Source organism: Acidimicrobiia bacterium (assembly GCA_041394025.1).
GTDB lineage: Bacteria > Actinomycetota > Acidimicrobiia > IMCC26256 > JAOSJL01 > JAOSJL01.
The window spans coordinates 713,715-740,254 of the sequence record JAWKJA010000003.1 but is presented as its reverse complement, the minus strand read 5'-3'; the positions used below and the strand labels follow the sequence as shown (position 1 = coordinate 740,254).

General features: G+C 68.1%; 21 protein-coding genes. 6 read left to right on the top strand and 15 right to left on the bottom strand.

Annotated features, from left to right (window positions below):
• Positions 1–13: 13 nt before the first annotated feature.
• Genes R3A49_10935 through R3A49_10925 form a run of 3 tightly spaced genes read right to left on the bottom strand, consistent with a single transcriptional unit; the run spans position 14 to position 2,533 of the window.
• Entirely contained in the window at positions 14–1,036 is a 1,023-nt protein-coding gene (locus R3A49_10935; GenBank protein ID MEZ5171246.1) for a hypothetical protein, read from the bottom strand.
• 32 nt (positions 1,037–1,068) lie between these two features.
• Positions 1,069–2,052: an NAD-dependent epimerase/dehydratase family protein gene (locus tag R3A49_10930; protein MEZ5171245.1), complete on the bottom strand. Its 984-nt coding sequence runs from the start codon at positions 2,050–2,052 to the stop codon at positions 1,069–1,071.
• 7 nt (positions 2,053–2,059) lie between these two features.
• The gene (locus R3A49_10925; protein ID MEZ5171244.1) at positions 2,060–2,533 is read right to left on the bottom strand and encodes a nuclear transport factor 2 family protein; all 474 of its coding nucleotides are present in this window, start codon (positions 2,531–2,533) and stop codon (positions 2,060–2,062) included.
• A 106-nt stretch (positions 2,534–2,639) separates the two neighbouring features.
• On the opposite strand from R3A49_10925, the gene R3A49_10920 reads away from it, so the two are divergent.
• Positions 2,640–3,470, top strand: a complete 831-nt coding sequence (locus R3A49_10920; GenBank protein ID MEZ5171243.1) for an SDR family NAD(P)-dependent oxidoreductase — start codon at positions 2,640–2,642, stop codon at positions 3,468–3,470.
• An 18-nt stretch (positions 3,471–3,488) separates the two neighbouring features.
• On the opposite strand, the gene R3A49_10915 is transcribed toward R3A49_10920, so the two are convergent.
• Positions 3,489–4,367, bottom strand: a complete 879-nt coding sequence (locus R3A49_10915) for a hypothetical protein (GenBank protein ID MEZ5171242.1) — start codon at positions 4,365–4,367, stop codon at positions 3,489–3,491.
• Between the two features lie 133 nt (positions 4,368–4,500).
• Between R3A49_10915 and R3A49_10910 the strand changes: the two genes are divergently transcribed.
• Entirely contained in the window at positions 4,501–5,892 is a 1,392-nt protein-coding gene (locus R3A49_10910) for a carotenoid oxygenase family protein (protein MEZ5171241.1), read from the top strand.
• A gap of 78 nt (positions 5,893–5,970) precedes the next feature.
• Here the strand turns inward: R3A49_10910 and R3A49_10905 are convergent, their stop codons facing one another.
• The 8 genes from R3A49_10905 to R3A49_10870 form a co-directional block, all read right to left on the bottom strand.
• The gene (locus R3A49_10905) at positions 5,971–6,498 is read right to left on the bottom strand and encodes a VOC family protein (GenBank protein ID MEZ5171240.1); all 528 of its coding nucleotides are present in this window, start codon (positions 6,496–6,498) and stop codon (positions 5,971–5,973) included.
• Positions 6,499–6,597: 99 nt separating this feature from the next.
• Positions 6,598–8,766 carry a molybdopterin-dependent oxidoreductase gene (locus R3A49_10900; protein MEZ5171239.1) on the bottom strand — a complete coding sequence of 723 codons (2,169 nt, stop codon included), beginning with the start codon at positions 8,764–8,766 and terminating at the stop codon, positions 6,598–6,600.
• A gap of 85 nt (positions 8,767–8,851) precedes the next feature.
• Entirely contained in the window at positions 8,852–10,573 is a 1,722-nt protein-coding gene (locus R3A49_10895; GenBank protein ID MEZ5171238.1) for an FAD-dependent oxidoreductase, read from the bottom strand.
• Positions 10,574–10,764: 191 nt separating this feature from the next.
• Positions 10,765–11,403, bottom strand: a complete 639-nt coding sequence (locus R3A49_10890; protein MEZ5171237.1) for a DsbA family oxidoreductase — start codon at positions 11,401–11,403, stop codon at positions 10,765–10,767.
• A gap of 48 nt (positions 11,404–11,451) precedes the next feature.
• Positions 11,452–12,876, bottom strand: a complete 1,425-nt coding sequence (gene zwf, locus R3A49_10885; GenBank protein MEZ5171236.1) for a glucose-6-phosphate dehydrogenase — start codon at positions 12,874–12,876, stop codon at positions 11,452–11,454.
• A gap of 43 nt (positions 12,877–12,919) precedes the next feature.
• On the bottom strand, positions 12,920–14,548 hold the full coding sequence (locus tag R3A49_10880; protein ID MEZ5171235.1) for a PQQ-binding-like beta-propeller repeat protein: 1,629 nt from the start codon (positions 14,546–14,548) through the stop codon (positions 12,920–12,922).
• Positions 14,549–14,894: 346 nt separating this feature from the next.
• A complete protein-coding gene (locus R3A49_10875; GenBank protein MEZ5171234.1) occupies positions 14,895–16,472 on the bottom strand; it encodes an alpha-amylase family glycosyl hydrolase in 1,578 nt (525 codons plus the stop codon).
• Between the two features lies 1 nt (position 16,473).
• Entirely contained in the window at positions 16,474–17,319 is an 846-nt protein-coding gene (locus tag R3A49_10870; GenBank protein MEZ5171233.1) for a crotonase/enoyl-CoA hydratase family protein, read from the bottom strand.
• 230 nt (positions 17,320–17,549) lie between these two features.
• Between R3A49_10870 and R3A49_10865 the strand changes: the two genes are divergently transcribed.
• From R3A49_10865 to R3A49_10855, 3 genes are all read left to right on the top strand, one after another.
• On the top strand, positions 17,550–18,251 hold the full coding sequence (locus R3A49_10865) for an endo alpha-1,4 polygalactosaminidase (protein ID MEZ5171232.1): 702 nt from the start codon (positions 17,550–17,552) through the stop codon (positions 18,249–18,251).
• Between the two features lie 215 nt (positions 18,252–18,466).
• Positions 18,467–19,324 carry a hypothetical protein gene (locus R3A49_10860; protein ID MEZ5171231.1) on the top strand — a complete coding sequence of 286 codons (858 nt, stop codon included), beginning with the start codon at positions 18,467–18,469 and terminating at the stop codon, positions 19,322–19,324.
• A gap of 210 nt (positions 19,325–19,534) precedes the next feature.
• Positions 19,535–20,806 (top strand): hypothetical protein, encoded by a 1,272-nt coding sequence (locus R3A49_10855; protein MEZ5171230.1) that lies wholly within the window; start codon positions 19,535–19,537, stop codon positions 20,804–20,806.
• A gap of 39 nt (positions 20,807–20,845) precedes the next feature.
• On the opposite strand, the gene R3A49_10850 is transcribed toward R3A49_10855, so the two are convergent.
• Positions 20,846–22,024 carry an NADH:flavin oxidoreductase gene (locus tag R3A49_10850; GenBank protein ID MEZ5171229.1) on the bottom strand — a complete coding sequence of 393 codons (1,179 nt, stop codon included), beginning with the start codon at positions 22,022–22,024 and terminating at the stop codon, positions 20,846–20,848.
• A 40-nt stretch (positions 22,025–22,064) separates the two neighbouring features.
• On the opposite strand from R3A49_10850, the gene R3A49_10845 reads away from it, so the two are divergent.
• Positions 22,065–23,393, top strand: a complete 1,329-nt coding sequence (locus R3A49_10845) for an MFS transporter (GenBank protein ID MEZ5171228.1) — start codon at positions 22,065–22,067, stop codon at positions 23,391–23,393.
• Between the two features lies 1 nt (position 23,394).
• On the opposite strand, the gene R3A49_10840 is transcribed toward R3A49_10845, so the two are convergent.
• Positions 23,395–24,819, bottom strand: a complete 1,425-nt coding sequence (locus R3A49_10840; protein MEZ5171227.1) for a wax ester/triacylglycerol synthase family O-acyltransferase — start codon at positions 24,817–24,819, stop codon at positions 23,395–23,397.
• A 64-nt stretch (positions 24,820–24,883) separates the two neighbouring features.
• Entirely contained in the window at positions 24,884–26,380 is a 1,497-nt protein-coding gene (gene lysS, locus R3A49_10835; GenBank protein MEZ5171226.1) for a lysine--tRNA ligase, read from the bottom strand.
• Positions 26,381–26,540 lie beyond the last annotated feature (160 nt).

The following is a 26,540-nucleotide window of genomic DNA, read 5'->3' as shown; positions in this document are numbered from 1 at the left end:
GCTCCTGCGATCCTCACACCAGCCACTGTGGCAGGGGTGGAAAGATGCTGTACTCGGCGACTCCGGTGCCGGTCTCACCGGTCTCCTCGACCTCCCAGTCGACGAACGGCTCGTAGCAGTCCATCCGGTTCTCGAGTTCGTTCTCACCCCGGAGCCACAGCTTGATCTGACCGTGCTTCCTGGTCGAGCGCACATGGATGATCTCGCCGTCGGGCAGTGTGATCTCGTACCGAAAGGCACGCGCGTCGCGCACGTCGTCGGCGGCGGTGTCGAGGATCTCGGCGGCCGCATTGAGAATCGGGCGGCTGCCCTTCTCCGTCGATTCGAAGCCACCGATGCTGGCCTCCTCGTTCTCGGCGTCCATCTTCGCCTGGAAGTAGAAGCCGAAGACGTTGATGTGGCGGTCGGGGAGCTGGATCGACGGCCAGAAGTGCCCGGGGAGATTTCCCTCGCCGAGCTGCCACTCCGGCTCCTCGGCGAAGCGATCGGACCATGTGTGGTCCCTGTGCGACCAGCAGTCGATCTCGCGTTGCTCGCCCGCGGCCGGCCCACCGCGGATCTCGAAGGTCCCGGTGCAGTTCATGGCCTGTTCGTAGTGGCCGGTGTGGAACGGGAAGGCAACCGCCAGTGGGTCGCCGCGCACCGAGTCGTGGTAGTCGAAGGCGGCGAAACGGGCCTTGAAGTCGAGGTCGAATCCGTACCGGGGACCATCCATGGTGATCCGGATGTGCTCGAACGGGTCGACGACCTCGTAGCTGAGCGTGCCGTCGGTCCAGGGTCCGGCGTCGGGCTCGGGATCGAGCGGCGCCCGGAGAGCGTAGGACTGCTGCACGCCGTCGATCACGAAGTAGCACTCGTGGCGCCCGAAGCCTTGGTTCGTCAGGTGCCAGTGGAGCACACCGAAGACGTTGGCCTCCGGGTCGACCACGCTCACCCAGAGCGTGTCGCCGAAGAGGCCTGTTGCGCCCGCTGGTGGCGCATGGCGCCCTTCGTCCGCGGCCGTGAGACCCCTGGGAAGGTCGAGTCGGTCTCCCATGTTCTGCTCCTCGTTCCTCGTCTGATCCCGAATCAGGTGGCCGGTGACTTCTGCTCGGCACGCAGCCACTCGAGAGTGTCCTCGGCGATCTCCCGCATCGAAGGTGGGTCGTAGCCGAGCTCGTCGATCGCCTTGTCGGAACAGGTGTACCAGCAGTGCCGAAAGGCCTTCGCGAACGTGCGCGAGAGCCGGGGCGGTCGGTCGGTGATCGCGGCGACGAGCTCGAGCGCGGCACCCACGGCGTAGAACACCGAACCCGGGATCTCGTACCTCGGTGGCTTCGAGCCTGCGACCTCCGCGATCACCCGAGCCAACTCGAGCTGCGAGGCGTTCGGTCCGCCGAGCAGGTAGTTCTCGCCGGTTCGACCCTTTTCGTAGGCGAGAAGGTGGGCACGGCCGACCTCCCGGATATGACAGTACGAGGTGCGCGCGGGCATCACCGCCGGCAGCCTGCCCGCGGCGATCTGCTCGAACAGGATCGTGAAGTTCGGATCTCGTGGTCCGAGTACGGCCGCCGGATTGAGGATGACGGCGTCGAGGCCCTTCTCGACGCCCGCACGAACCTCGTTCTCGGCCAGCCACTTCGTGCGGTCGTAGTTGACGGGTGAGACCAGGGCCTTGGAGGGCAGGTCTTCGCGGAGGGGCTCGTCCTGTTGGCCGTAGGCCGCGCCGCTCGACGTGTAGATGAAGCGTTTCGCGCCGGTCTCGAGCGCGGCGGTCACGAGTGACCGTGTACCGATGACGTTGTCGCGGTACTGCGTTTCGAACTCCCGGGGCCAGAACGTGCTGTTTCCTGCGACATGGAACACGCAGTCCAGAGCATCGGGCATGTCTGCGGTGACCCGGGGGGCGTCATGGATGTCGGTCTCCACCCACTCGACGTCGTAATCGGCGAGGGCGTCGGTGTTCGAGGTGGCTCGACGGGAAGCGGTGACCTTCCACCCCGCGTCACAGAGTTGGATCGCGACCTCGGAGCCGACAAACCCCGAAGCCCCGGTTACGAAGGCGTGTGGCACGGCTCGATCACTCCATGTGGCTGACGAGCTTGCGGTACACCTTGGACACCCCGGGGAAGGCGTCGATCATGTCGCCCCAGAGATCGAAGTAGTCGCGGTGGTCGATGACCATGCCGTCGTCGTCGAGGCGAAGTCTCGTGATCCCCTCGTTGACGAGCGCCGGGATCCGATCGCGGATCACCGTCTCGGTGGTCCATTCGACGACGATCACGTTGCCCTGTTGCATCGCCTCGTGGACCGTGCAGCGCAACTCCTGACAGCGCTGCGGGAAGCGCAACAGCATCTCGATCACGGCGTCCCGACCGTGGATCTCCTGGATGGCGTCGCGGAAGCGCACCTCCGGGTGGTAGTGCCTGCGGACGATCGACACGTCGACGCCCTCACCGGTCGGCGACTTGCCGCGAAACGAGAACATGTCTCGCGCCGTGTCGACGGTGAAGGGCGCCGAGGGGTGCTCCGTGCGGGTGGTCTCGGTTGTCATGTCCCCGTTCTCCCTCGCCCCTGCGATGTCGGGGCCACGGCATCCCGGCCGTCGACGTACAGTAGGTTAGCGTGACTAAGTCACGCAAGCGTCGGATGGAGCGCCCATGCAGGAGCACGAACTCGTCGGTCGTTGGGTGGGTGTCACGGGGGCCGGAAGCGGCATCGGTGCGGCGATCGCGCACCACGCGGCCCGCCGGGGCGCCAACGTGGCGATCTGCGACATCGACCCGGCGCGCCTGGCGGCGGCCGAACAGGCGCTGCGGGAGCGCGGCGTCGACGTGATCGCCGAGGAGGCCGACGTGTCGGACACGGCATCGGTCAACCGGTTCTCGGACAGTGTCCACGACCGGGTCGCTGCGCTCGACGTCCTCGTCAACAACGCCGGCGTGACGCTCGCCGCCAGCGCCCTCGAGACGACACCCGAGGACTGGGAGTGGGTTCTCGGGATCGACCTCATGGGCGTCATCAACAACTGCAGCGCGTTCTGCCCCGCGATGCGTGAGCGCGACCGGGGCGGCCACGTCGTCAACATCGCCTCGATGGACGGCTATGCGGCGATGGAGGGATTCGCCGCGTACTCGACAGCCAAGTTCGCGGTCGTCGGCTACTCCGAGAGCCTCAGAGCCGAACTCGCGCGACACGGGATCGGCGTGAGCGTTGTCTGCCCGGGCCCGATCCGTACGGCCATTGTCAAGGAGATGCCCGAGCGGGGTCGTTTCGCTGGCACCTACGGCGACCGCATCCGCGCCGAGAACAGGAAGAGGGGTGTGAGCGCCGATCGAGTGGCCCGGGCCGTGTTCCGGGCGGTGGCGAAGAACCGCGCCGTCGTACCGGTGACTCCGGTGGCGTGGCTGACCTACTACTCCAAGCGCATCATGCCGGGGATGACCGCACGGGCGCTCGACCGCGTCGAGCGACAGTATCTGGGCGAGTAGACGTCTCGAGCGCGGCGCCTACGACCGGAGACGAATCGTGCAGGACGTCTCCGGGAGGTGCGGGTCGAATTCCATCCTGATCCCCTCGGTGCCGTCGAAGAGACGCTCGAAGACCCCCTTGCAGATCAGGAGGCATCCCTGTTCGGGCAGCGCGTCGGGGTTCGGCAGCGAATCGGGATCCCCGCAGGTGTGCCAGGCGCAGTTGGGGACCTCCATCACGGCCGTTCCCGCTTCCGGGTCCATCTCGGTGATCTCGGATTCCCCGACGAGAAAGGCGGAGAACCGACCCGGATCGAGGATCTTGAGCAGCAGTTCGCGCCACCGGGTGTTCCGGGGTTGCTTTCCCGGGTTGCGCCGGCGTTGTGCCTCCGCCTTCTGTGCCTGCTTGTTGAGGAAGTCGATCTCCTTTTGGGAGTCCTGTCGTGCGAGTGCGGCACCCGTGCCGATCACGATCTCCTCGTACTGCTCCTGCGGGAAGTACCTGCGCAGCTCGAGCAGCGCCCATTCCATCTCACGGACGAAGTTTCCGTAGTTCTTGCGCCAGCGTTCGCGAGGTGAGTCCCAGAGTCGGATCTTCTCGCGCCGCGAGCGGATCTCGAGATAGGCGCGGTCGACCTCCTCGGCGTCGTCGGCCGCGAGACGGATCATGGGAACGAGGCTGAACTGAACCATCGGCCCGCCCCGTTGCGCGATCATGCGCTGCGACATCGCCATGTCGATGATCGCCTGGAGGCCGTAGTTGTAGGCGATACCGCCCGTCGGTCGGTGCGCGACGGGCGTCGGGGGCCGTGGCGCCTGCGGCAGCGGTCCCGACGTGGGCGACTCCGTGTTCGACGACTCCGCGTTCGACGACTCCGTGCTCGGCGACCCCGAACGCACCTCGACTGCAGCCTGCATCCCACGTCTCCCCTGTCGTCGGTGCCCCGACAGGAAGCTAGCGCTTCCCCCGGCGGCGGTTCCCGACCTCCCCGGGCGGGATCCCCCGCAGCCCTTCGGCCCACCTCACTTAGTTCGACTAACCTACCAGGTCATGACGACGACCGAAACGTTCACCGGCCCGTTCCTCCAGGGTCTGATGGAACCGGTCACCGACGAGCGCGACGACGGGGACCTCGAGGTCGTGGGCGAGATCCCCGAGGGTCTGCGCGGGATGTTCACCCGCAACGGCCCGAACCCGCAGTTCGCGCCGACCGGTCGGTACCACCCCTTCGACGGCGACGGGATGGTGCACGCGGTGTACCTCGACGAGGGTCGGGCCCGCTACCGGAACCGCTGGGTCGAATCGAAGGGCCTGCTGGCAGAGCGCAGGCGTGGACGGTCCTGCTACGGCGGCCTCGGTGAGTTCCGGAGTCCCGAGGACGGCGTCATCGAGGAAGCCGGAAGCGTCAAGAACGTCGCCAACACGCATTTCGTCCGCCACGCCGGTCGTCACCTCGCGTTGCTCGAGGTCAGCAAGCCGACGGAGATGACCCGGGAGCTCGACACCATCGGCGAGTACGACTTCGACGGCCGACTGGCCGGCGGGATGACCGCACACCCGAAGATCGACACCGACACGGGTGAGATGCTGTTCTTCGGCTACAGCGGACTTCCGCCCTACCTCCGGTACCATGTTGTCGACGCCGGCGGCGCGCTGGTGCGCAGTGTCGACATCGACCTTCCCGCGCCGGTGATGATGCACGACTTCGTCGTCACCGCGAACCACGCGGTCTTCATCGACTCACCAGCGGTCTTCGATGTCCAGTCGCTGATGGCCGGCGGACCCGTGGTTCGTTGGCAACCCGACAACGGGACCCGGATCGGTGTCATCTCGCGCAACGGTCATTCCGACGACGTGCGCTGGTTCGAGATCGACAGCTGCTACGTCGTGCATTTCTTCAATGCGTGGGAGACCGGAGACCGAATCGAGATCTTCGGACCGCGTATGACGAGGATGCCGGGTGGATTCGAGTTCCAGGATCCGACTGCCGTCGCGGATCCGATGCCGTGGCACTGGACGATCGATCTCGCGGCGGGCACCGTCACCGAGGAGCAGACCGACGACCGCTCGGGGGAGTTCCCGAGGATCAACGACGAGTTCGCCACGAGGCAGCACCGCTTCGGGTACCTCTGCCCACAACGCAGCCCGGAGTTCGACTTCTCCTTCCACGGGGTCGTCAAGTACGACCTCGAGACCGGCGACTCCCTGTCGCACCTCTACAACCGCACGTCGACGAGCGGTGAGCATGTCTTCGCTCCCGATCCCGACGGCACCGCCGAGGACGATGGTTGGCTGCTCAGTTTCGTGACCGACGAAGCCACCGGCCGAAGTGAGCTCGTCGTACTCGACGCCCGCGACATCGGCGCCGAGCCCGTGGCCCGAGTTCAGATGCGGCGCCGCGTCCCCCTCGGCTTCCACGCCAACTGGCTTCCCGAGACGTGATGGTCCGGCGCTGCGACGACGCAGAGCCGTTCCGAGCCGGCTGACCCGGAGCCGCAGCCCCTCGCGCGTCCCAGTGCTTCAGCCGAGTGCGCGGACCGGATCGGTCGTGCCGTCCCACCCGTCGGCAGCTTCGCGGGCCTGCGTGGCGAGCCAACGGCTCATGTCGTTGAGTTCCATGAGCTCGGCAACCGTTCCCGGGTGTGTCTGCGTGTCGAAGTAGCAGAACCGGGTGCCCATCAGGTCGCCGGACTGGATCACGTCCCACCCCGCGGCCTCGGCCTGCCCGAGGGTGCCCTCGAAGTCGTCGGTCCACCACGCGAGGTGGTGAAGACCTTCGTTGCCCTCGTCGAGGAACTCACGGAAGCACGACGGAGAGTCGTCGTGCACCTGGATCAGCTCGAGTTGCAGCTCTCCGCTGTTGGCGACAGCCAGGCTGATCTCGGTGGAGACTGCGTCGCCGCGGTACTCGCTCGGATCCAGCACCAGATTCCGGATCGTGAACCACGGCCCGACACCGAGCACGTCGATCCAGTGGGCGAGTGCGGCATCGAGATCGTTCACCACGTAGCCGTTCTGGCGAACCCGACCGGGGAGCACTCCGGGCATGTGACTACGACCGCAACGGACGGAGAGCTCCCCGTCGGGTTGCCGAGGTGACGTTCACCGCGACCGTCGTGACATCGGCTGCGGGTGCTCGTTCTCGCATCAGTCCGCGCTCGGATGGATGTTCACGGGGACCGCGCTCTGCAGTGCGAGCCCGGTGACCGGGTCGAACAGCTCGTCGTCGGGGATCAGGTGCTGCACGTTGACTCCCTCGTCGTCGGGGCCGCCCCAACCGAAGGCCAGGGCGACGGTGCCGGGTGCCAGGTCGTCGGAGGGCTCCACGATCGCCTCGACGCTACCGAAGCCGCTGCGCACCACCACGGTCTCCCCGGCGCCGACGCCGATGTCGGCCATTGCCGCGGGATGCATCAGCAGAGGGTTGTAGCGCCGGCGTGCGGCCAACGACGGAAGGTTCTGGCCCTGGGTGCAGTACACCTCCTTCATGCGGTACGTGATCATCCGGAAGGCGAAGGTCTCGTGGGCGAGGTATCCGCCCGTTCCGGTGATGGGCTCGACCAGCACCTCGGCCAGCTCGGCGACCACCTCGGGATGTCCGACGGCCATCGGCTGCTCGGCGTGCCCCGACATGTAGCCGACGATGCCACCGACCAGGGGATCGCGCTCACCCCAGACCTTTCCTTCGGGGTGACGACGAATGTCGCTCATGGGGATCCGGGAGTCGGAGTGCAGCGCGTCGATCATCTCGTCGGCCGTCGGTTTGCGGTCCATGTCGATGCCCGGGAGGTCGATGCGGAAGCCGAGTCGTTGCGCCAGGCCCCAGAAGATCTCCCAGTCGTCGATCACACCCTCGGGCCCGTCGACCAGCGCGTCGGTGTACTGGCTGAACGGGAACGGGTACGACGCATCCATCAGCTTGGTGACGTCCACCCGCTCGAAGGGATGTTTCACGGCCATCACGTAGTCGGCGTGGCGAGCGGTGGAGCTCATGAACAGGTCGTCCACAACGAGCAGCTCCAGTTCCTGCATTGCACGGGTCGTGGACTCGGCATCGGCGAAGACCAGCGCCGGGTTGCCGCCGTGCACGATGAGCGCCCTGACCTGGCCGATGCCGGGCGTCAGGATCTCGTCGGTGAGGGTGTTGGTGGGCATCTCCTCGAAGAAGCCGAGGTAGTTGAAGGAGCCCTCGATGCCCCGGATGCGCGACTTCGGCCCGGAGTAGCCGTTGGTGGTGATGGGACCGTCGAAGTCGGGGAGTTCGAAGTTGAGCGCTCCGGCATGGCGGGTCAGGCCGCCACGGCGGTCGTATCGCCCGCAGAGCACGTTGAGGGTCATCACGAGTTGAGTGGACAGGTTCTGGTGGCGGGCCATGTGCAGGCCCGTCCCGCTGGTGGCTCCACCGCTGGGCGCGGTTGCGAACACCGTGGCGGCCTGCTCCACGAGTTCCGGAGCCACGCCGGAGCGCCGGGCGACATAGTCGAGATCGAACGGACGAACGGCGTCGGTCAGGTCCTCGAGCCCGCTCGCGTGGGCCGCGACGTACGCGTGGTCGACGAGGCCGTTTTCGATGATGACGTTGATCATCCCGGCGAGCAGAGTGGCGTCCTCACCGGGGCGCACCTGGAGGTGGATGTCGGCCAGACGCGAAGTCTGGGTGCGGCGAGGGTCGATGACGAGGAGTTGCATCCCTCGCTTGCGGGCGTCCTGGAGCCGCCGGCGGGGATCCGACTGGGGCATGCTCATGAAGTGGGAGCCCACCGGGTTGGTGCCCACGAACATCGCAACATCAGCGTGGTCGATGTCGAGCAGCTGCAACGGCAGCGGGGATCCGAACAGTCGGGTAGCGGCCACGATCATGCTGGGTGAGTCGATGGTGAACGACGTGTACATGCGGCGCGACCCGAGCCCTTCGAGCCACCGGCTCACCAACGGAGGCCCGCCGGCGGATGTTCGGTGTGCGCCGTCGCCCACGTAGACGGCCACCGCGTCGGGCCCGTGGCGTTGGACGATGTCGGCCAGCCGCTCGGCGATCTCGTCGAGAGCGTCCGGCGCGGTGATGTCGACCCACCGGGGTTCACCCCCCTTCGGGCCCGTGCGCTTCTTCGAGACGCGTAGGCGGTCGGGGTGGTTGATCCGCTCGGGCTCCGCACGGCCCTTGAGACAGGTGTAGCCCCGGGAGACGGGATTGTCGGGATCGCCACGGGCGGCCACCACCTGACCGCCGACCACGTCGACCTGCATCCCGCAGAAGGTGTGGCAGAAGCGGCAAAAGGAGGTCTTGGTCTGCGTGGCCGTCGTGTCCGAACCGCTCATCGCAACCCCGTGCCGTCCGTCATTACTTAGTCGTGCTAACTCACGCTACACCCGGACGCCGGAGGTCAAAAGGCCGACCCGGGGATCACGTGCAGACCGGGGCGTCCCGGACGTGGGTCTCCGGGGAGAGGATGGCGTGGGAGAGCATGCCGCCCGAGACGACGCGGGCGTCGAAGCCGTTCTGGGCGAGGCAGCGCACCGCGGTGTAGGCGCGCTGGCCGGACCGGCAGATGACGCCGATCTCCCGGTCGCGCGGCAGCTCGTCGAGACGATCGCGCAGCTGGCCGAGTGGGATGTTGATCGTGTCGGGTACGTGCTCGACGGCCAGCTCGGCGGGCTGGCGGACGTCGAGGAGGACGCCGTCCGCGCGTGCGTCCCAGTGTTCGATCGGCATGTCGCCCCGCAGCACGCCCGCAGCGACCATACCGGCGAAGTTGATCGGGTCCTTGGCGCTGCCGAACGGCGGTGAGTAGCAGAGCTCGGCTTCCTCGAGGTCGTAGACGGTGGCGCCGAGCTGGATCGCCAGGGCCAGGTCGCTGACGCGCTTGTCGACGCCGTCCTCACCGAGGGCCTGCGCGCCGAGGATCCGCCCGTCCGATCTCCGGAAGATGACTTTCAACGCGATCGGCTTGGCGCCCGGGAAGTAGCCGGCGTGCGAGTTGGGGTAGAGGTAGATCTTCTCGTAGTCGGTGTCGCCGACGCGCCGGAGTGTCTTCTCGCTCGCCCCCGTCCAGGCGACCGCCGCGTCGAACAGCTCGATGATCGCCGTGCCCTGGGTTCCCCGGAACGTGGAGTCGCGCCCGGCGATCACGTCGGCGGCGATGCGGGCCTGGCGATTGGCCGGCCCGGCGAGTGCGACGAGGCTCCACCCGCCCGTGACGAAGTCCTTCACCTCGACGACGTCGCCGACGGCGAGGATGTTCGGGTCGCTCGTCGTCATGTGCTCGTCGACCCGGATGCCGCCGAGGTCGCCGATCTCGATCCCGGCGCTCTCGGCGAGGGTCGTGTCGGGCCGGACGCCCAGCGCCACGATGATGAGGTCGGCCGGGAACTGCGTACCCGACTTCGTGCGCACGCACAGCGCCTCGTTGTCACCCTGCTGCTCGAAGCTCTCGACGCCGTCACCGAGAACGACGTGGACACCCTTGCTCTCGAGGAAGTCGGCAACGAGGCGCCCGTACTCCGGGTCGAGTGGTGCCAGGACCTGGTCGGCCATCTCGATGACGGTCACGTCGAAGTCCCGCTTGGCGAGATTCTCGGCCATCTCGAGGCCGATGAACCCGCCGCCGACGACCACGGCACGGGTCGTGGGCCGCACGGTCTGGAAGCCGGAGTAGCCCTCCATCCCCCTGAGGAAGCTCGTCCCGCGTTCGATCCACCGGCGGATCTCGCGGGCGTCGGGGACGGTCCGCACCGAGAACACACCGGGGAGGTCCATCCCCGGCAGCGGGGGCCTGATCGACGGAGCCCCCGGCGACAGGACGAGCTTGTCGTAGGACTCGGTGGTCACCTCACCGGTGGTGTGGTCCTTCAGTTCCACCGTCCTGTTGGCAGCGTCGACGGCGACCGCCTCACAGTTCGTCCGGCAGTCGACGTGGAAGTGCTCGCGGAAGACCCGCTCGTTGGCGACGAGCAGGTCCGACTCGTCCTCGATCACACCCCCGACGTGGTAGGGCAGCCCGCAGTTGGCGAACGACACGTAGGGGCCCCGCTCCACCATGACGATCTCGACGTGCTCGTCCAGCCTGCGCAGCCGGGCGGCGCAGGACGCTCCGCCGGCGACGCCACCCACGATGATCACCTTCATGTGTCGACCTCGGCATGTCTCGTTGTCGGCGCGGTTCCCCGTGGATCCGGGGCCCCGCCGTCAATTCTGCCGGGTCTCGTGACGGGAGACGAGATCGAGGAGCTCCTGGAGGGCGCCTTCCACGAGTACGCCACACCCGACACCACGATCATCCGAACCGACGGGTGAGGCATCCCGCGAAGCGTGCGGGCTCAGGTGGTGATGCGTTCGTGGGCCCGGGTGAGGAGCGTCACCATGGTCTCGACCTCCTGGGCGCCCGGGATGAGCACCGCACCACCCACCACGAACGCGGGCACACCGGTGATCGACAGCTCGGTCGCGCGACGGATGTCTGCGTCGACCTCCGTCGCGAACTCACCGGTGGCCAGCACGTCGGCCGCGCGTTTCTCGTCGAGGCCGGCGTCGACGGCGGCTTTGCACAGCGTCGTGGGGTCGGCAACGTTCGCGCCATGCTCGAAGTAGGCCGTGAACAGCTGCTCCGAGAGTCGGTCCTGTACGTCGAGCCCGACGCTCGCGGCCCAGGCCAGCAGCTCGTGGGCCTTGCGCGTGTTGACGCGTTGCGCGATGTCGAAGCGGTATGCGATCCCCTCGTCGGCGCCGAGCGCTCCGAGGCGTGCCGTCATGGCGTCGAAGGAGCCGGCTCCGTACTTGCGCTCGATCGCGGCTCGGAGATCCCCGGGTTCGGTCGGCGCACCGGGATCCAGCTGGAACGCGCGCCATCGGACCTCGATGTCGTCACCGAAGGGAAGCTGAGAGCGTGCGCGTTCGAAGCGTCGTCTCCCGAGGAAGCACCACGGGCAGATGACGTCGGAGAAGATGTCGACCTGCATGTGTTGATCAACGCTCACGCGGAGGCGAGCCATTCCCTCCGGGGAGCGTCAGGAGCTCCACGGGCCGCGCCATCCGCCGTCGTCGTCGACGAGGGCATCGGCGGACGTCGGTCCCCACGAGCCGGGCTTGTAGGTCTCGACGGCCGGCGGGTTGTCGAGGAGCGGCGCCACGATCCGCCACTGCTCCTCCACGGTGTCCTGGCGGGCGAAACGCGCGGTCTGACCCTGCATGGCAGCGACGAGCAGCACCTCGTAGGGCGTGGGCGCCTCCTCTCCCGGGTCGGCAAACGGCCGGTCGAGGGTGAACACCTCGGGAGAGTCGGCGTCGGGCTGCTTCGCCTGCACGATGACCCGCAGGCCCGCCGTGGGGTCGAGGCGGATCACGAGCTGGTCGGGCTCACCACCGGGTTGGCGCAGTCCGAAACCCAGCTGCGGCGACTCCTCGAACACGATCCGCAGCTCCGTCTGCGTCTCCGCGAGGTGCTTGCCCGTGCGAACGAAGAACGGCACGCCCGCCCAGCGCCAGTTCTCGATGTCGAGACGCAGCGCGGCGTAGGTCTCGGTGGTCGAGTCGTCGGCGACGCCCTTGGTCGAGAGGTAGCCGTCGTACTGACCACGCACGTAGTGCTTCGGGTCACCCTCAGCGACGGCGCTCAGCACGGTCGTGGCGGCGGAGCGCAGCGTCTCGGGGTCACCTCGCGACGGCGACTCCATGGCAGCCGCCGCCAGGAGTTGGAGGAGGTGGTTGACCACCACGTCGCGCAGAGCACCGACCGGGTCGTAGAAGCTGCCGCGGTCCTCCACCCCGAAGCTCTCCACCATCGTGATCTGCACGCAGCGGATGTAGTTGCGGTTCCAGATCGGCTCGAACATGGTGTTGCCGAACCGAAGGAACAGGATCTCCTCCAGGCCCATCTTCCCCAGGTAGTGGTCGATGCGGTAGAGGCGGCTCTCATCGACGTACTGGTGCAGCTCGGCGGCCAGCGCGCGTGCCGAGGCGAGGTCGTGGCCGAAGGGCTTCTCGACGACGACCCGTCCGGTCTTCGTGAGCCCCACGCCGGCGAGCCCCTTCACGACCCGACCGAACAGCGACGGCGGGATCTCGAGGTAGAAGACGGGGCCGTTCCTGTCGCTGATGGCGTTGCGCACCCGCTCGTAGGTGGCGTCGTCGTCGAAGTCGCCCTGCACGTAGGAGAACCGGGCGGCGAGGCGTTGGAACACGTCGTCGTCGAGTGTCTCGCCCGTCCCGACGATCGACTCCTTCGCACGCTCCACGAGCTGGTCGAGGGTCCAGTCCTCGAACGCCACCCCGACGATCGGGAGGTCGAGCAGCCCGCGCTTCTCCAGGCGGTAGAGCGACCGGAACGTCATCACCTTCGCGAGGTCGCCCGTGATCCCGAAGATCACGAGGACGTCGGCGTCCGTGTCGCCCGTGGCCGGTGTCGGAGTGGTCGTCGCCACGTCTGCTGTCACGTTGCCGCCCTGCCGGTCGACGCTCGGGGTCTGGTGGAGGACGCTACCCGTCGCCGAGGGCGTGGAACTGGCCGGCTCTCGTGCCGACGTAGATGCGGCCGTTCCAGACGGCGGGCGTCGACTCGATGCAGCCACCCACCGGGACCGACCACAGCTCCGGAGGCGACGCATGCGTGTCGCTCACGTCGTAGGCGTGCAGGGTCCCGTTGCAGTCCCCCTGGAGCCACACGCCGTCGACGATCACGGGCGATCCCATGAGCGGCGGTGGGATCGTGAGCTCCCAGCGCACGTCTCCGGTCGCCCGGTCGAGGCCGAGCGCCCGTCCGTTGAACGTCGTGTAGATCACGAGGTCCTCGTGGACGCCCGGCGTGCCCCACACCCCCGCCTTCTCGGCGCCCTGGTCGGTGTGCGACCACACCAGGGGGTCGTCGGGCTTCGCCGGGTCGAGCTTCATCATCTGGCCCGTCTCCTTCGCCCGCTCGTTGTGGCGCTCCCACTCGGAGGCGACGTAGAGCATCCCCTGTTCGTCGGCCACGACGGTGGCGTCGGTGTCGTCTCCTGTCCAGAAGCGGAACACGCGCGTCGGTGGCCCCGATCCGGTGCGTAGCCCACCGATGTCCCAGCCCTGCACGAGACCGCCCGAGTTGGCGAAGTAGAGCGTGTCGCCGATGACGGTGAGCGAGTTCTCGATCGACACCTCGCTGCCGACCGCTGCCAGCAGCTCGTCGTCCCACCCCGCCTCGTGGAAGACGAGCTCGGGCGCCACGGTCACGGCCCCGTTGTCGTCGTAGCCACGGTTGAGCTTCACGATGTAGAAGCGGCTGTTCTCGCCGCCCTCGAAGAGGTAGTCGCCCAGGATGAGGGGACTGCTGTCCCAGTCGTCGTTCCACTTCGTCTCGCCCACGTAGTTCGCCGGGAGCTTCCAGAGCTCGCGGGCCTCGGTCCCGTCGAAGGCCAGGATCCGAAAGAAGCTGTCGCGTGATCCTGTGTAGAGGAGCGGGTAACCCTCGGGATCGATGCTCACCGAGCCCTTGATGATGTCGCCGGTGGGAAACGGCGGAAGGATGTCGGCGCCGGTCTCCCCGTCGACGAAGTGGACGTTGCGGTCGTAGGCGCCGAACGTGACCCACGTGCGGTCGTCGCGCTCGAACACGGCCGGCTGGCCCGTCCAACCGGTGCCGCACCACTGCATCTCCTCGCCCTTGTCGACCGAGAGGGCGCACATGCCGCCGTCGGGGTAGTTCCAGAGGACCTGTGGCGCCGACGGTACGGGCCCCTTTCCGTAGTAGGTGCGTGTCGGGTTGCCCCGGAACGTGAGCAGTCCGTCGACACTCGCGCCGGGGAACGGCTGACCGACCGACGCCGGGTCGACCCATCCCTCGAAGGGCGGGGGAGGTGCCTCGGTGCTGGTGGGCGCCTCATCCGTGTTCGCGGGAGAAGACGTGGTGGGCTGGTTCGACGCCTGGTCGGTGCCGGTGGCGACGGCGTCGCCGGAGTCGTCACGGAGCAGCAGGAACGCGGCGGCGCCGGCACCGACGATCGCGACGACGGCCACGGCGCCGGCGATCAGCAGGCGTTTCCGGCGCCGCTTCGACTGGCGTCGGTCCGCCCGGCTGGGCGTCAGCTCCTGCGGGTCGGCGACATCCCCCGCGTCGTCCTCGGCGTCGGTCATGTGGGCGCCGGGTCAGACCTTCTCGATGACGGCGTCGCAGGTGGTGGCCTCGATGCGCGCCACGTCGAGGCCCGCCACGCCGGGAATCGTGTCGCTCACCGACATCGCCATGTGTCGCTGCCTTTCGCTCGTGGTGTGGGCTCCGCGCCGCAGCGCCGGAGTAGAGCGTCCGATTCGGTGCCGTGAAGGGTACGTACCCGCGGGGCCGGATCCCCCACCGACCCACAGGCTCCGCCGGTCCACGGGCCTCCACCGGCCGGGTTTGTGCGTTCGTGGGCGTCACACGACCCCCCAGCGCACAATCTCGGTGGGAGGCGGTGGCGGCGACCGGGGAGATGGGGAACGGTCAGTGGGGCGGCGACAGGACCACGGCCTCGTGGGGGCGCAACGACCCGTCGAACGTGCTCCCGGCGTCGTGTTCCGGGTGGGAGGAGATGTCGAGAACGTGCCCGGCGGCGGTGTCGACGTGCCGTGGCTCGGCTGTGAAGTTGACCAGCACGAGGCGCTCGTCATCGCCGCGGCTCCGGCGCCAGACGACCACGCCGTCGGGGGCGTCGAGCAGGTCGAGCCCGCCGATGCGGAGCGCGTCGGATCCGGCACGCACCGCCAGCAGCGCACGGTAGAAGGAGAGCATCGAGTTCGGGTCGCCCTCCTCGGTCTCGACGTTGAGATGGTCGCTGTCGGGCGGGAAGGGCAGCCACGTATCGGCAGAGGCCCAGCCGTGGTCGGGGCCTGGCGTCCAGGGAATGGGCGCACGGCACCCGTCGCGGCGACCGCCTGAGGGGTCGACGATCCGCTCGGGCGGGATCTCGGCGTCCTCGAGGCCCAGTTCCTCACCGGCGTAGAGGAACGGCGTTCCGCGCAGCGTCAGGAGGAGGACCGCGGCGGCGCGAGCGATCGACTCGTCGCCTCCGTAGCGCGTGCGGTGCCGCGGGTTGTCGTGGTTCGACAGCACCCACGTCGGCCAGTTCCCGGCTGCCGAGATCAGCTCTTCGGTGGTGGCGATGTTCTGCCGCCACATGTCGGCGTCCCAGAAGCTGAACATCGGCGAGAAGTTGAACGACAGGTGCAGCTCGTCGCCATCGCCGTAGTACGGAGCGACCTGAGCGGTGTCGAGCAGGTACACCTCGCCGAGCATCACCGGCCGGCTCGGGTACTCGTCGAGCAGGGCGCGCATCTCGCGCAGGTAGTCGTGCGTGGCCGGCTCGTCGATGAGTGCGGTGGCAGGAATCACCGCGATGTCATCGGGCAGGTCGGGCAGGGCGGGATCCTTGCCGATGTTGTGGATGACATCCATCCGGAACCCGTCGACACCGCGGGCCAGCCAGAACCGGAGCGTGTCGTGCAGGGCGGCGCGCACGTCGGGGTTCGACCAGTTGAGATCGGGCTGCTCGGGGCTGAACAGGTGCAGGAACCAGGCGCCGGTGGTGTCGTCGTAGGACCATGCGGGATCCCCGAACGGGAACGCACGCACCCAGTTGTTCGGTGGCGTGTCGGGATCGCTGTCGCGCCAGAAGTACCAGTCGCGGCGCGGGTTGTCGCGCGATGAGCGCGATTCGAGGAACCAGGGATGCTGGTCGCTCGTGTGGTTCGGCACCCAGTCGAGAATCACGCGGAGATCGCGGTCGTGGGCCTTCTCGACCAGCTCGTCGAAGTCGGAGAGGCTCCCGAACAGAGGGTCGATGTCGCAGTAGTCGCTGACGTCGTAGCCGTGGTCGACCATCGGGGACCGGAAGACGGGCGACAACCAGATGGCGTCGACACCGAGCCGGGCGATGTGGCCGAGCCCGTCGATCACGCCACGCAGGTCTCCGATCCCGTTGCCGGACGTGTCGCGGAAGCTGCGCGGGTAGATCTGGTACACGACCGCCGATCTCCACCAGGGATGTCCGTCCTGGTCGTCCTGTCCGCTCGCGCCCGTCATGTCACCGTCGCTCGCCGTAGTCACCGAACGGCTCGTCGCGCTCGCGCACCGCAGCACGCCATCCGGCCTCCTCGGAACGGGCTACGAAGTCGAGACCTTCCTGGGTGTGGCGCGCCACACCGTCGAACAACGTTCCGAGCATGCGCGACCCCTGCGGATCGTACATCGTGCGGGCGACCTCGTTCAGCGACCACTTGATCATCTGGAGCTGGTTCGTGGGCACGAGCGCGATCCGCCGGGCCAGTGCGGCGGCACGCTCGGCGAGGTCGTCGTCGGCCACGCACTCGAGCACCATGCCGAGCTCGACAGCCTCGGGCCCGGTGATCTCGTCGCCGGTGAGCATGAACCGCTTGGCGCGCTCGAGACCCAGCCGTGCCACCCATGTCCACGGCGCCTCCGGAACACCCCAGACGCGCGACGGGGGATAGCCGAACCGTGCCGACTCGGCACAGACGATCAGGTCGGCGTTGAGCACGATGTTCATGCCGCCCGCCAGGCACCAGCCCGACACAGCGGCGATCGTCGGCTTGGAGATCTCGTGGAGTCTCGCCCAGGTCGACGCGAAGCTCCCGATGGCGCGCACGTCCGCCGCGGAGTCCCATACGCGATGAGTCCCCTCCACGCTCGCCTGCATGTCCGTGCCCCACGCCAGGTCGTAGCCGGCGCAGAAGGCCGGACCCTCGGAATCCAACAGGACGACGCGCACGGCGTCGTCGCGGTCGGCATCGTCGAGGGCGGTATGGAGCTGATCCCGAAGCTCCGGTGTGATCGTGTTGTACGCATTGGCGCGGCACAGTGTGAGCCGCCTCACGCCGCCCTCGGTTCCTACCCTGACTGCGTCACCCATCGTGGTGGAGCGTAGGCGTCCTGGCGCACGGCGGGCTCGCTCGTCGGCGACGTAGCCTCCCCCCGGTGGCGCGCTTCGGGAGTTCACGCACCTTGGTCACGGGTCTCGTGGCGCTGTTGACACTCGCAGCCTGTTCCAGTGAGCAGGGGTCGGGTTCCCCTGATCAGAGTGCTCCGACCCCGAGCGGTGAACCAACCGACCCGACAGGGGAGTGGTGGCGCCCCGACACGGTGACGACCTGGCAGTGGCAGCTCGACGGCGAGCTCGACACCGGCTACGACGTCGACGTGTACGACGTCGACCTCCTCGACACCGACGCTTCCACGATCGACGCCCTGCACGACGACGGTCGCCGGGTCGTGTGCTACTTCTCGGCCGGATCGCTCGAATCCTTCCGCGACGACGCGGGGGAAATCGATGACGAGGCACTCGGTCACGTTCTCGACGACTTCCCTGACGAGCGGTGGGTCGACGTGCGAGACGATTCCGTGCGGGACCGTGCCGTCGAGCGCATCCGACTCGCGGCGGACAAGGGATGCGACGGCGTGGAGCCCGACAACGTCGACGCGTACGACAACGACTCCGGCTTCGATCTCACAGCAGAGGATCAGGCCGATTTCAACCGGTTCCTCGCCGAAGAGGCGCACGCCCGCGGCCTCGCCGTCGGGCTCAAGAACGACCTTGTGCAGATCCCCGACCTCGTGGACGTCTTCGACTTCGCCGTCAACGAGCAGTGCCACGAGTTCGACGAGTGCGACGCACTCGCTCCGTTCACCGACGGCGGCAAGCCCGTGTTCAACGCCGAGTACGCGCCCGGGCTCCTCGACGATGCCGACGCCGTGTGTGCCGACGCCCGGGAGCGGAGTCTCCGCACGCTCCTGCTCCCGGTCGAACTCGACGGCGCCTTCCGGATCAGCTGCGATGACAGGTGACGCCGCTCGCCGGTATTCTGGGCGATATGTCGCGTTGTTCTGGAATGCGCCGGAGAGCTCCACGTGCCTTCCTCCTGGTGGTCTGCTTCCTGGTGGCCTTGGTGCTCCTCGTCGCGGCGGCAGCCTGCACCGGGAACGACGACACATCTTCCTCTTCGCCGGGGTCGGCGCCTGATCCGTCCGGCTCCCCGCCGCGGGGCGTCGCCCTCAACCCGGTGTCGAACGACGAGGAGGGAATCGCCACCTTCCTCGACCGGGCCGACGAAGCCGGCTCGTTGCTGGCGCAGTACGGCGACTGGGCCGACCTCGAGGGAGACGGCGGTCCATTCGAGTTCGTCACCGTCGCCGGACGCGCACGCGGCCTCGAACCGGTGGTCGCCGTGAGCCCGTTCGACCAGGGCACCGGGGAGCTGTTCCGCCCTCTCACCGACGACACGATCGCGGGCTACAGCGAGTCGGCCGTCGCCTTCGTGGCGAGAACCCGGCCGCGCTATTTCGGCATCGGCATCGAGTCGAACCTGTTGGCGTCGAAGAACCCCGACACGTTCGAGGAGTTCGTCACGCTGTTCGCAGAGGTCGCGCCGCTCGTGAAGGAGGCGTCCCCTGACACGCAGGTGTTCACGTCGTTCGAGCTCGAGTGGATGGCGGGCTATCGCGCCGGTGCCTTCGGCGGACGCAACGACCCCGCCACCGCGCAGTGGGACCTGCTCGAGCGATTCCCCGACGCCGACATCCTTGCCTTCTCGAGCTATCCCTCTCTCGCCTTCGAGACGCCGGCCGAGATCCCCGACGACTTCTACGTTTCTCTTCGCGACCACACCGACCGACCTGTCGCGATCGCGGAGTCGGGATGGGCGGCCGAGAGCGTGGTGCCGGGATGGTCGTCGAGCGAAGCCGCACAGGCGGAGTTCGCCGAGCGTCTGATCGAGGAGATGGACGCCGTCGACGCGGTCTTCGGGATCTGGACGCTCGTGTACCCCGCCGGAGGGGAGGTGTTCGACACGATGAGCCTGCGACTCGCCGACGACACGCCTCGGGCCGTGTGGGACGTCTGGAGCGCAGGATCCGACTGAATTCTCCCTGGCCGGTGCTTCGCCTCCGAACCCGCCCGTCCTGCCACGAGCCTTGCTCCACAAGGATCGAAGCTCGGGACCGCGTCGGCCACTCTCCGTGCGAAATTACTCTCTGAAGTTTGTAACTCACAAAAGACGTCTAATATGCTCTATCGGCAGAAACCGGACATGACCCCGGCAGGTCGCTCCTTGTGACACCGGAGGAAGATCATGAACTCAGCTCCCCGACCCCGCAGCCGTCGTCGCTTCCGGCGTGCCCTCGTGGCGCTGATCGCAGCGATGCTCGTCACATTCGGTCTCGCTGCTCCCGCGAGCGCGCAGCAGAAGCCGGGCCCCGACATCGACAACATCGTCGACGGCATCAAGAGCGGTCTTTCGCAGAACAGCGCTGAGGCGCAGCAGTTCCTCGACAGCCTCCGGCCCGAGGCGCAGGCTCGCCTCCAGGAGATCCGGAACCACGCGCGGGCCGGCAACTGGGCCGAGGTCCGTCGGCTCGGTGAGCAACTCCACGTCGACGCCGAGTGCGCGGCGTTCGAGTTCGATCTCGATTTCCTGCCGAACTCGGCCAACTTCTCCTCGCTGACCATCGACAAGGAGGCACGCGTCGCGCGTGCACAGGTCACGGTCCCGGAAGGTTGTCACCTCGACCGGGCGGTTCCCGTCACCCTCGTATCGTGGGTGCTCGACATGGCACAGGCCTGGGGCACGTCACCGCAGGGCCGGGTCGACATCACCGACACCGTGTGGATCCAGGCTCCTGGCGTCTACAACCTCGAGGTCGCGCTGCCCGTTCCGAAGCTCGACGAGGACGCCATCGCCGCCACGCTCGAACGCGACGGTCTCGGGATCCTGACGGCCGGCGACGACGGCAGGAGCCAGGTCGCCCCGGCTCTCGATCTCGACGGCGTCATCGACGTCTTCCTCTCCAACCCCGAACTGCTCGAGCTGGTTCTCGGGCTCGTGTGTCCCTTCCAGGTCGACCTCGTGACGGCTGAGGCTTCCGACGTTCCCTCACAGCTCGGAGGCGTCAACGGTCCCAACCCGGTCACCGCGTCACCCGACAGCGTGAGTGTCAACACGCTGATCCACGGCGCCGTGGGCGAGTGGGACTCCGCCACGCAGTTCTCGCCGATCCCCGACTTCACCGAGGGCAAGATCAATTTCGACGAGAGCCTCGACGACCCGCTCCAGCAGGCAGCGGCCGAGGACCCCGATGTGGCCGGTCTACTCGACTCGATTCCCTTCGAGTTGCTCTGCAGCGAGGACCCCGACGACGACACCGACGTCGGAGGCGAGCAGATCACCAACACGGGCGCCGACTCGGGAGCCGACGTGGCGGTGGCCGGCTCGACGCTCCCCCGCACGGGATCCGAGACACCCGGCGTTCTCGCCGCGGGTGTGGCGCTGATCGTCGCCGGGTGGCTGGTGCTCGTCGGAAACGCCGTTTTCCGGACCCGCCACCGCCGCCACGGGGCGGCATGATGCGTCCGTAGCGCGCGCTATACGGACCTCACGGACGCATCAAACAGGGTCGGCGGCGAAGACGCAGCGGGTGCCGTCGCGGTCCATCTCGGCCATGCACCGGTTGCACGGGACGCACAGCGACTCGTCGGCCTCACCGGCCGCGTAGCGGTTCACGAGGTCGGGCTCGCGCAGCAGTGCCCGGGCCATCGCCACGAACTCGAAGCCCTCGTCGATCGCGGAGACGATCGTGTCGCGGCTCTTGATCCCTCCGAGCAGGATCAGTGGGAGATCCACAGCCTCCCGGAACCGACGCGCGTTCGGCAGGAAGAACCCCTCCTCGAAGGGGTACTCGCGCATGAGCTTCTTCGCCCCCAGGCGCAGACCGACCCGGTGCAGCAGCGACGGCGTCGTCTCGAGCATGGCGGCCACCGGCGGCTCCCCGCGCATGAGGTACATGGGAGAGCGGGCGGTGAACCCGCCCGTGAGCTCGAGGGCGTCGACGCTGCCGTCGGTCTCGATCATCCGGGCGGCCTCGATTCCGTCGTCGATCTGCAGACCCGACCGGAACCCGTCGTCCATGTTGAGCTTGGCGTAGACGGCCACGTCAGAGCCCGCGCCCTCGCGCACCGCCTCGAGCGCCTGACGCGGGAAGCGCGCACGGTTCTCGATGGGGCCACCCCACTCGTCGGTTCGCTTGTTCGTGAACGGGCTGAGGAACTGGCTCAAGAGGTAGCCATGTCCGACGTGGACCTCCACAGCGTCGAAGCCGGCCTCGACGGCCAGCTGCGCGGCGCGGCGGTAGTCGTCGGTGAGCCGGGCGAAGTCGGCACTCGTCATCTCCCGGGGGAACGTGAAGCCGTAGGGGCTGAACATGCGCGTCGGCCCGATCGTCGTCTGGCCGCTGGCGCGCGGGTTTCCGAACCAGCCGGCGTGCCCCAGTTGCACGGCCGCTGCTCCGCCCTCCGCGTGCACGGCGTCGGTGAGGCGCCGGAGCCCGGCCACGGCGTCGGGCCGCATCCAGATCTGGTCGCGGTAGGTGCGCCCCTCGGTGGACACCGAGCAGTAGGCCAGCGTCGTCATGCCGACACCCCCGGCGGCGAAGCGGCGGTGGAACTCGATGAGCCGGTCGGAGACGAGGCCCTCGGGTGTCATGCCCTCGAAGGTGGCGGACTTGATCGTCCGGTTCCGAAGCGTGACGGGTCCCAGCGACGCGGGCTCGAACGGTGAGGCGGGCACGCATTTCACTCTACCGGCGTGTGGGTAGGGTCGGCCCACGATGACACCCCAGCGCGTCGCCCGCAGCTACTACCTGATCGCCGGGCTGTACACCCTCTCCGCGTCGGTGATCTGGGGCGTCAACACGCTGTTCCTGCTCGACGCGGGCCTCGACATCTTCGAGGTGTTCATCGCCAACGCCGCCTTTCTCGCCGGAATGGTCGTGTTCGAGATCCCCACCGGCGTCGTGGCCGACACGCTCGGGCGACGCATCTCCTTCCTCGCCAGTGTCGTCGTCCTCATGGTCAGCACCCTGCTCTACGTCGGCCTCGCACAGGTCGAGGGCGGCGTTGTGGCCTACTCGGTCGTGAGCGTGTTCATGGGCCTCGGCTTCACCTTCTACTCCGGTGCCGTCGAGGCGTGGCTCGTCGACGCCCTCCACTCGACAGGATTCGACGGGCAGCTCGACAGCATCTTCGCCCGCGGTCAGATGATCAGCGGCGCCGCCATGCTCGTGGGCACCGTGGGCGGTGGGCTGCTGGGCCAGATCGACCTCGCCATCCCCTTCCTCGTGCGCGCCGGCCTGCTCGCGGCGCTGTTCGTCATCGCCACTGCGCGGATGCACGACGTCGGTTTCTCGCCACGTCGGCCGGCGGCCCGCGCGTACCCCGCCGAGATGCGCCGGGTCGCCCGATCGAGCATCGAGTTCGGGTGGAACCAGCGGGAGATCCGGCTCCTGATGGTCGCCGCGTTCGTCCAGGGCACGTTCTTCATGTGGGCCTTCTACGCCTGGCAGCCCTACTTCCTCGAGTTGCTCGACGACGACGCCGTCTGGGTCGCCGGCATCGTCAGCGCCCTCATCTCTCTGTCCACCATGGCGGGCAACGCGATCGTGGAGTACGCCTCGCGCCTCTGCACCCGCCGCACCACGTTGCTGCTGTGGGCGGCCGGTGTCCAGACGGCAGCAGCGGTCGTCGTGGGCCTCACGACGTCGTTCTGGGTGGCCGTGCCCGTGTTCCTCCTCATCACCGGGGCCATGGGTGTCCGGATGCCCGTGCGCCAGTCGTACATCCACCACATCGTCCCGACCGAGCAGCGCGCGACCGTCGTGTCGTTCGACTCGATGGTGTCGGGCGTCGGCGGCGTCGGCGGTCAGGCCGGGCTCGGCGCGCTGTCGCAGTCGGCGTCGATCTCCGCCGGGTTCGTGGTCGGCGGGCTCGGCACGGTCCTGATCCTTCCCGTGCTGACACTGCTGCGCCGGCTCGACGGCGCTGCCGACCGGCTGGCGCCCGGTGAGGAGGCGGGATCGGACGGAACGGCCGCTGCTTGCGGGCTTCCGGCGGTGTCGACGGTGGAGTCGCGCGACCGCGAGGAGCTCGGCGTGGAGTGAGTCAGGCTCCGGCGGCCTTCCCTTGTGGGTCGGTCGTCGCCAGCAGGTCGTCGAGAGCGCGCGGGATGGCGTCGGTGACGTCGTGGAGGTCGGGCATCGTGTCGGCACAGCTCATGGCGCTCACGTACATGCGCTGCGCGTAGCTCCAGACCGTGATGTTCAGCCCGATGCCCTCGAGGATGGGCCCGATCGAGTAGATCTCGCGGAGGTCGGCCCCCTCGATGAACAGTGGGTCGGGCGGGCCGGGGACGTTCGACACCACCAGGTTGATCGGTGGGTGGTGACGGTCGGCGACGTCGCGTGCCGAGTAGCGCTTCATGAACCACGTGAACGGCCCGGGGGGTGTGTACTCCACCCACTCCTGCATCATCGTGGCGCCGAGAATGTTCTGCACGACCTTGGCCTCTGCGGTCACGTCGTGGATGGCGCCGAGTCGCTCCACGGGGTCGACGATGTCGGTTCGCAGCGACGTGAAGAGGTTCGACACCCGGTTGCCGCCGAGTCGTGCCACGTCGTCGGGGCGATCCGTGCTCACCGGGATCCCCGCCACGAGCGAGCGGATGGGAAGGGCGTGGCGTGCCGAGAGATAGGAGCGCAGCGCCTCGGCGATGAGGCCCAGCAGGACGTCGTTGACGGTCACGCCGACGCGGTTCTTCACGGTCCTCACGTCGTCGAGTGACAGTGAGGTGGTGGCGAACGCCCGCCGGGCTGTGAGTGACGCGTTGAAGGCCGTGTTGGGTGTGTCCTTGATCGGAAGCGGCGGTGAGAGCGGCGACTCCCGCCGGCGGCGGAGGACCCGGCGGACGCTGCGCCACGTCCGGCCGATCAGCGCAGGCAGGCGCCACAGATTTCCGAGCTGGTGCACGATCGCGTCGCGGAACAACCTCCACCGGGACGGGACCGGCTCGGCGTGCCACTCCTGCGCGCCGGGCGGCGCGCCGGTGTCGGCCTGCTCCGTAGTCATCACGTTGGCCAGCAGAGCCGAGGCCGCGACACCGTCGGCGGCGGCGTGGTGGATCTTGGTGACGGCGGCGAAGCGTCCGTCGGCGAGTCCTTCCAGTGCCCACAGCTCCCACAGGGGGCGCGACCGGTCCAGAGGCGTCGATGCGATTTCGGCGATTGCGTCGTCCAACTCGCGTGGGCCGCCGGGTGCGGCGACCGTCGTGCGGCGGATGTGGTGTGACATGTCGAAGTCGGGATCCTCGATCCACACCGGGTGGGCGATCCGGCCCGGTACCTCGACGACCCGTCGCCGGAACGGTGGGAGGGCGTGGAGGCGCTCGCCCAACGTCCGCACGAAGCGGTCGAAGGTGTAGCCCTCCTCGTCGTCGGGGGGCGTGAGCACGGCGATCTTGAGCGTGTGCATCAGGAGCGTCGGCGTCTCCATGTAGAGGAAGCCGGCGTCGAGGCCGCTCAGGCGCTCCATCACTCCTCCGCGTGTGTCGCCACGGAGGAAACGCTAGCGAGGATCGCGCCGCGACGTGATGGTCTCAGTGATCGGGGAAGCGGAACTCCGACTCGTCGAAGCGCTCCGGGCGCAGCGTCGGGAAGAGGATCACCTCACGGATAGACGACACACCGGCGATCAGCATGACCAGCCGGTCGATCCCGATGCCCAGCCCACCGGTGGGCGGCATCCCGTACTCGAGGGCCCGCACGTAGTCGTAGTCGACCTCACCGGCCTCGACGTCGCCCTGCGACCGGGCACGGGCCTCGGCCTCGAAGCGCCCCATCTGGTCGACCGGGTCGTTGAGCTCGCTGAAGGCGTTGGCCAGCTCGCGACCGGACACGATGAGCTCGAAGCGCTCCACGAGCGCTGGGTCATCGCGGTGTGGGCGTGCGAGTGGTGACACCTCGCGGGGGTAGTCGGTCACGAACGTCGGCTCGAACACCTCGTGCTGAGCGCGCTCGTCGTACACGACATCGGTGAGCTTGCCTGCTCCCCACTGCTCCTTGTACTCGAGGTCGAGGCCGTCGAGGACCCTGCGTGCATCGGCCACCGGCATCGACGGGTGGATGTCGACCCCGACCGTGTCGGCGATGAGCTGCGACACGGTGATGCGGGGCCACGGCTGCGCCAGATCGACGGGCGTGCCGTCGATCTCCACCGTGGTCGACCCGTTGGCCGCCTCGGCCGCCGTGACGACGAGATGCTCGGTGAGCTCCATCATGTCGTGGTAGTCGGCGAAGGCCTGGTAGGCCTCGAGCATCGTGAACTCGGGGTTGTGGCGCGTGTCGATCCCCTCGTTGCGGAAGACCCGGCCGATCTCGAAGACGCGGTCCATGCCCGCCACGATGAGGCGCTTCAGGTGGAGCTCCAGCGCGATGCGCATGTAGAGGTCGATGTCGAGCGCGTTGTGGTGCGTGGTGAACGGCCGGGCCGTGGCACCGCCGACGATGTCGTGGAGCACCGGCGTCTCGACCTCCACGAAGCCGCGTTCCTGCATGGTGGCGCGGAGCGACGCCAGCACCGCCGAGCGGGTGGCGAACACGCGTCGGGCATCCTCGTTCACGATGAGGTCGACGTAGCGCTGGCGGAATCTGGTGTCGACGTCGGACAGCCCCGCCCACTTGTCGGGAAGCGGCAGGAGCGCCTTGGCGAGCAGCTCGAAGCTCTCCACCCGCACCGAGAGCTCACCCTTGCGGGTGACCATCACGGTTCCCCGCACTCCCAGCCAGTCACCCAGGTCGACGTCGCCGAACCGCTCGTAGGCGTCGTCGCCGACGACGTTCTTCGCCACGAACAGCTGCACCTCGCCGGAGTGGTCGCGGATCGTGGCGAAGCTCAGCTTGCCGTGACCGCGTCGCAGCATGACGCGGCCCGCCACCGAGACCGACACGTCGGTCTCCTCGCCGTCGCCCAGGTCACCGAACTCGTCGACGAGCTCACCGAGGGTGCGGTCGCGCTCGAAGTGAACCGGATAGGGGTCGATGCCCCGGTCCCGGAGTGCGCCCAGCTTGTCGAGGCGGTGGTCGCGTTCGGCCACGAGCCGCCGGGAGGACTCCGGCCCGCCCGCGTCGTCGGCAGCGTCGTCGGCAGCGTTGCCGGTGTCGTCGTGCGTGTGGGGTGGCCGTTCGTCGCTCAACGGAGGGGTCCTCGGGCGCGAGAGGGCGTCGGCATCGGCTCCGAAGTTAGTGGCCGCACGG

Bases quoted from the DNA above. Each gene is read 5' to 3' on its own strand.
- R3A49_10880 (MEZ5171235.1), bottom strand. From the start codon at position 14,548: ATGACCGACGCCGAGGACGACGCGGGGGATGTCGCCGACCCGCAGGAG.
- R3A49_10915 (MEZ5171242.1), bottom strand. From the start codon at position 4,367: ATGCAGGCTGCAGTCGAGGTGCGTTCGGGGTCGCCGAGCACGGAGTCG.
- R3A49_10875 (MEZ5171234.1), bottom strand. From the start codon at position 16,472: ATGACGGGCGCGAGCGGACAGGACGACCAGGACGGACATCCCTGGTGG.
- R3A49_10910 (MEZ5171241.1), top strand. From the start codon at position 4,501: ATGACGACGACCGAAACGTTCACCGGCCCGTTCCTCCAGGGTCTGATG.
- R3A49_10905 (MEZ5171240.1), bottom strand. From the start codon at position 6,498: ATGCCCGGAGTGCTCCCCGGTCGGGTTCGCCAGAACGGCTACGTGGTG.
- R3A49_10840 (MEZ5171227.1), bottom strand. From the start codon at position 24,819: ATGGAGCGCCTGAGCGGCCTCGACGCCGGCTTCCTCTACATGGAGACG.
- R3A49_10895 (MEZ5171238.1), bottom strand. From the start codon at position 10,573: ATGAAGGTGATCATCGTGGGTGGCGTCGCCGGCGGAGCGTCCTGCGCC.
- R3A49_10935 (MEZ5171246.1), bottom strand. From the start codon at position 1,036: ATGGGAGACCGACTCGACCTTCCCAGGGGTCTCACGGCCGCGGACGAA.
- R3A49_10870 (MEZ5171233.1), bottom strand. From the start codon at position 17,319: ATGGGTGACGCAGTCAGGGTAGGAACCGAGGGCGGCGTGAGGCGGCTC.
- R3A49_10900 (MEZ5171239.1), bottom strand. From the start codon at position 8,766: ATGAGCGGTTCGGACACGACGGCCACGCAGACCAAGACCTCCTTTTGC.
- R3A49_10920 (MEZ5171243.1), top strand. From the start codon at position 2,640: ATGCAGGAGCACGAACTCGTCGGTCGTTGGGTGGGTGTCACGGGGGCC.
- R3A49_10925 (MEZ5171244.1), bottom strand. From the start codon at position 2,533: ATGACAACCGAGACCACCCGCACGGAGCACCCCTCGGCGCCCTTCACC.
- R3A49_10845 (MEZ5171228.1), top strand. From the start codon at position 22,065: ATGACACCCCAGCGCGTCGCCCGCAGCTACTACCTGATCGCCGGGCTG.
- R3A49_10890 (MEZ5171237.1), bottom strand. From the start codon at position 11,403: ATGCAGGTCGACATCTTCTCCGACGTCATCTGCCCGTGGTGCTTCCTC.
- R3A49_10855 (MEZ5171230.1), top strand. From the start codon at position 19,535: ATGAACTCAGCTCCCCGACCCCGCAGCCGTCGTCGCTTCCGGCGTGCC.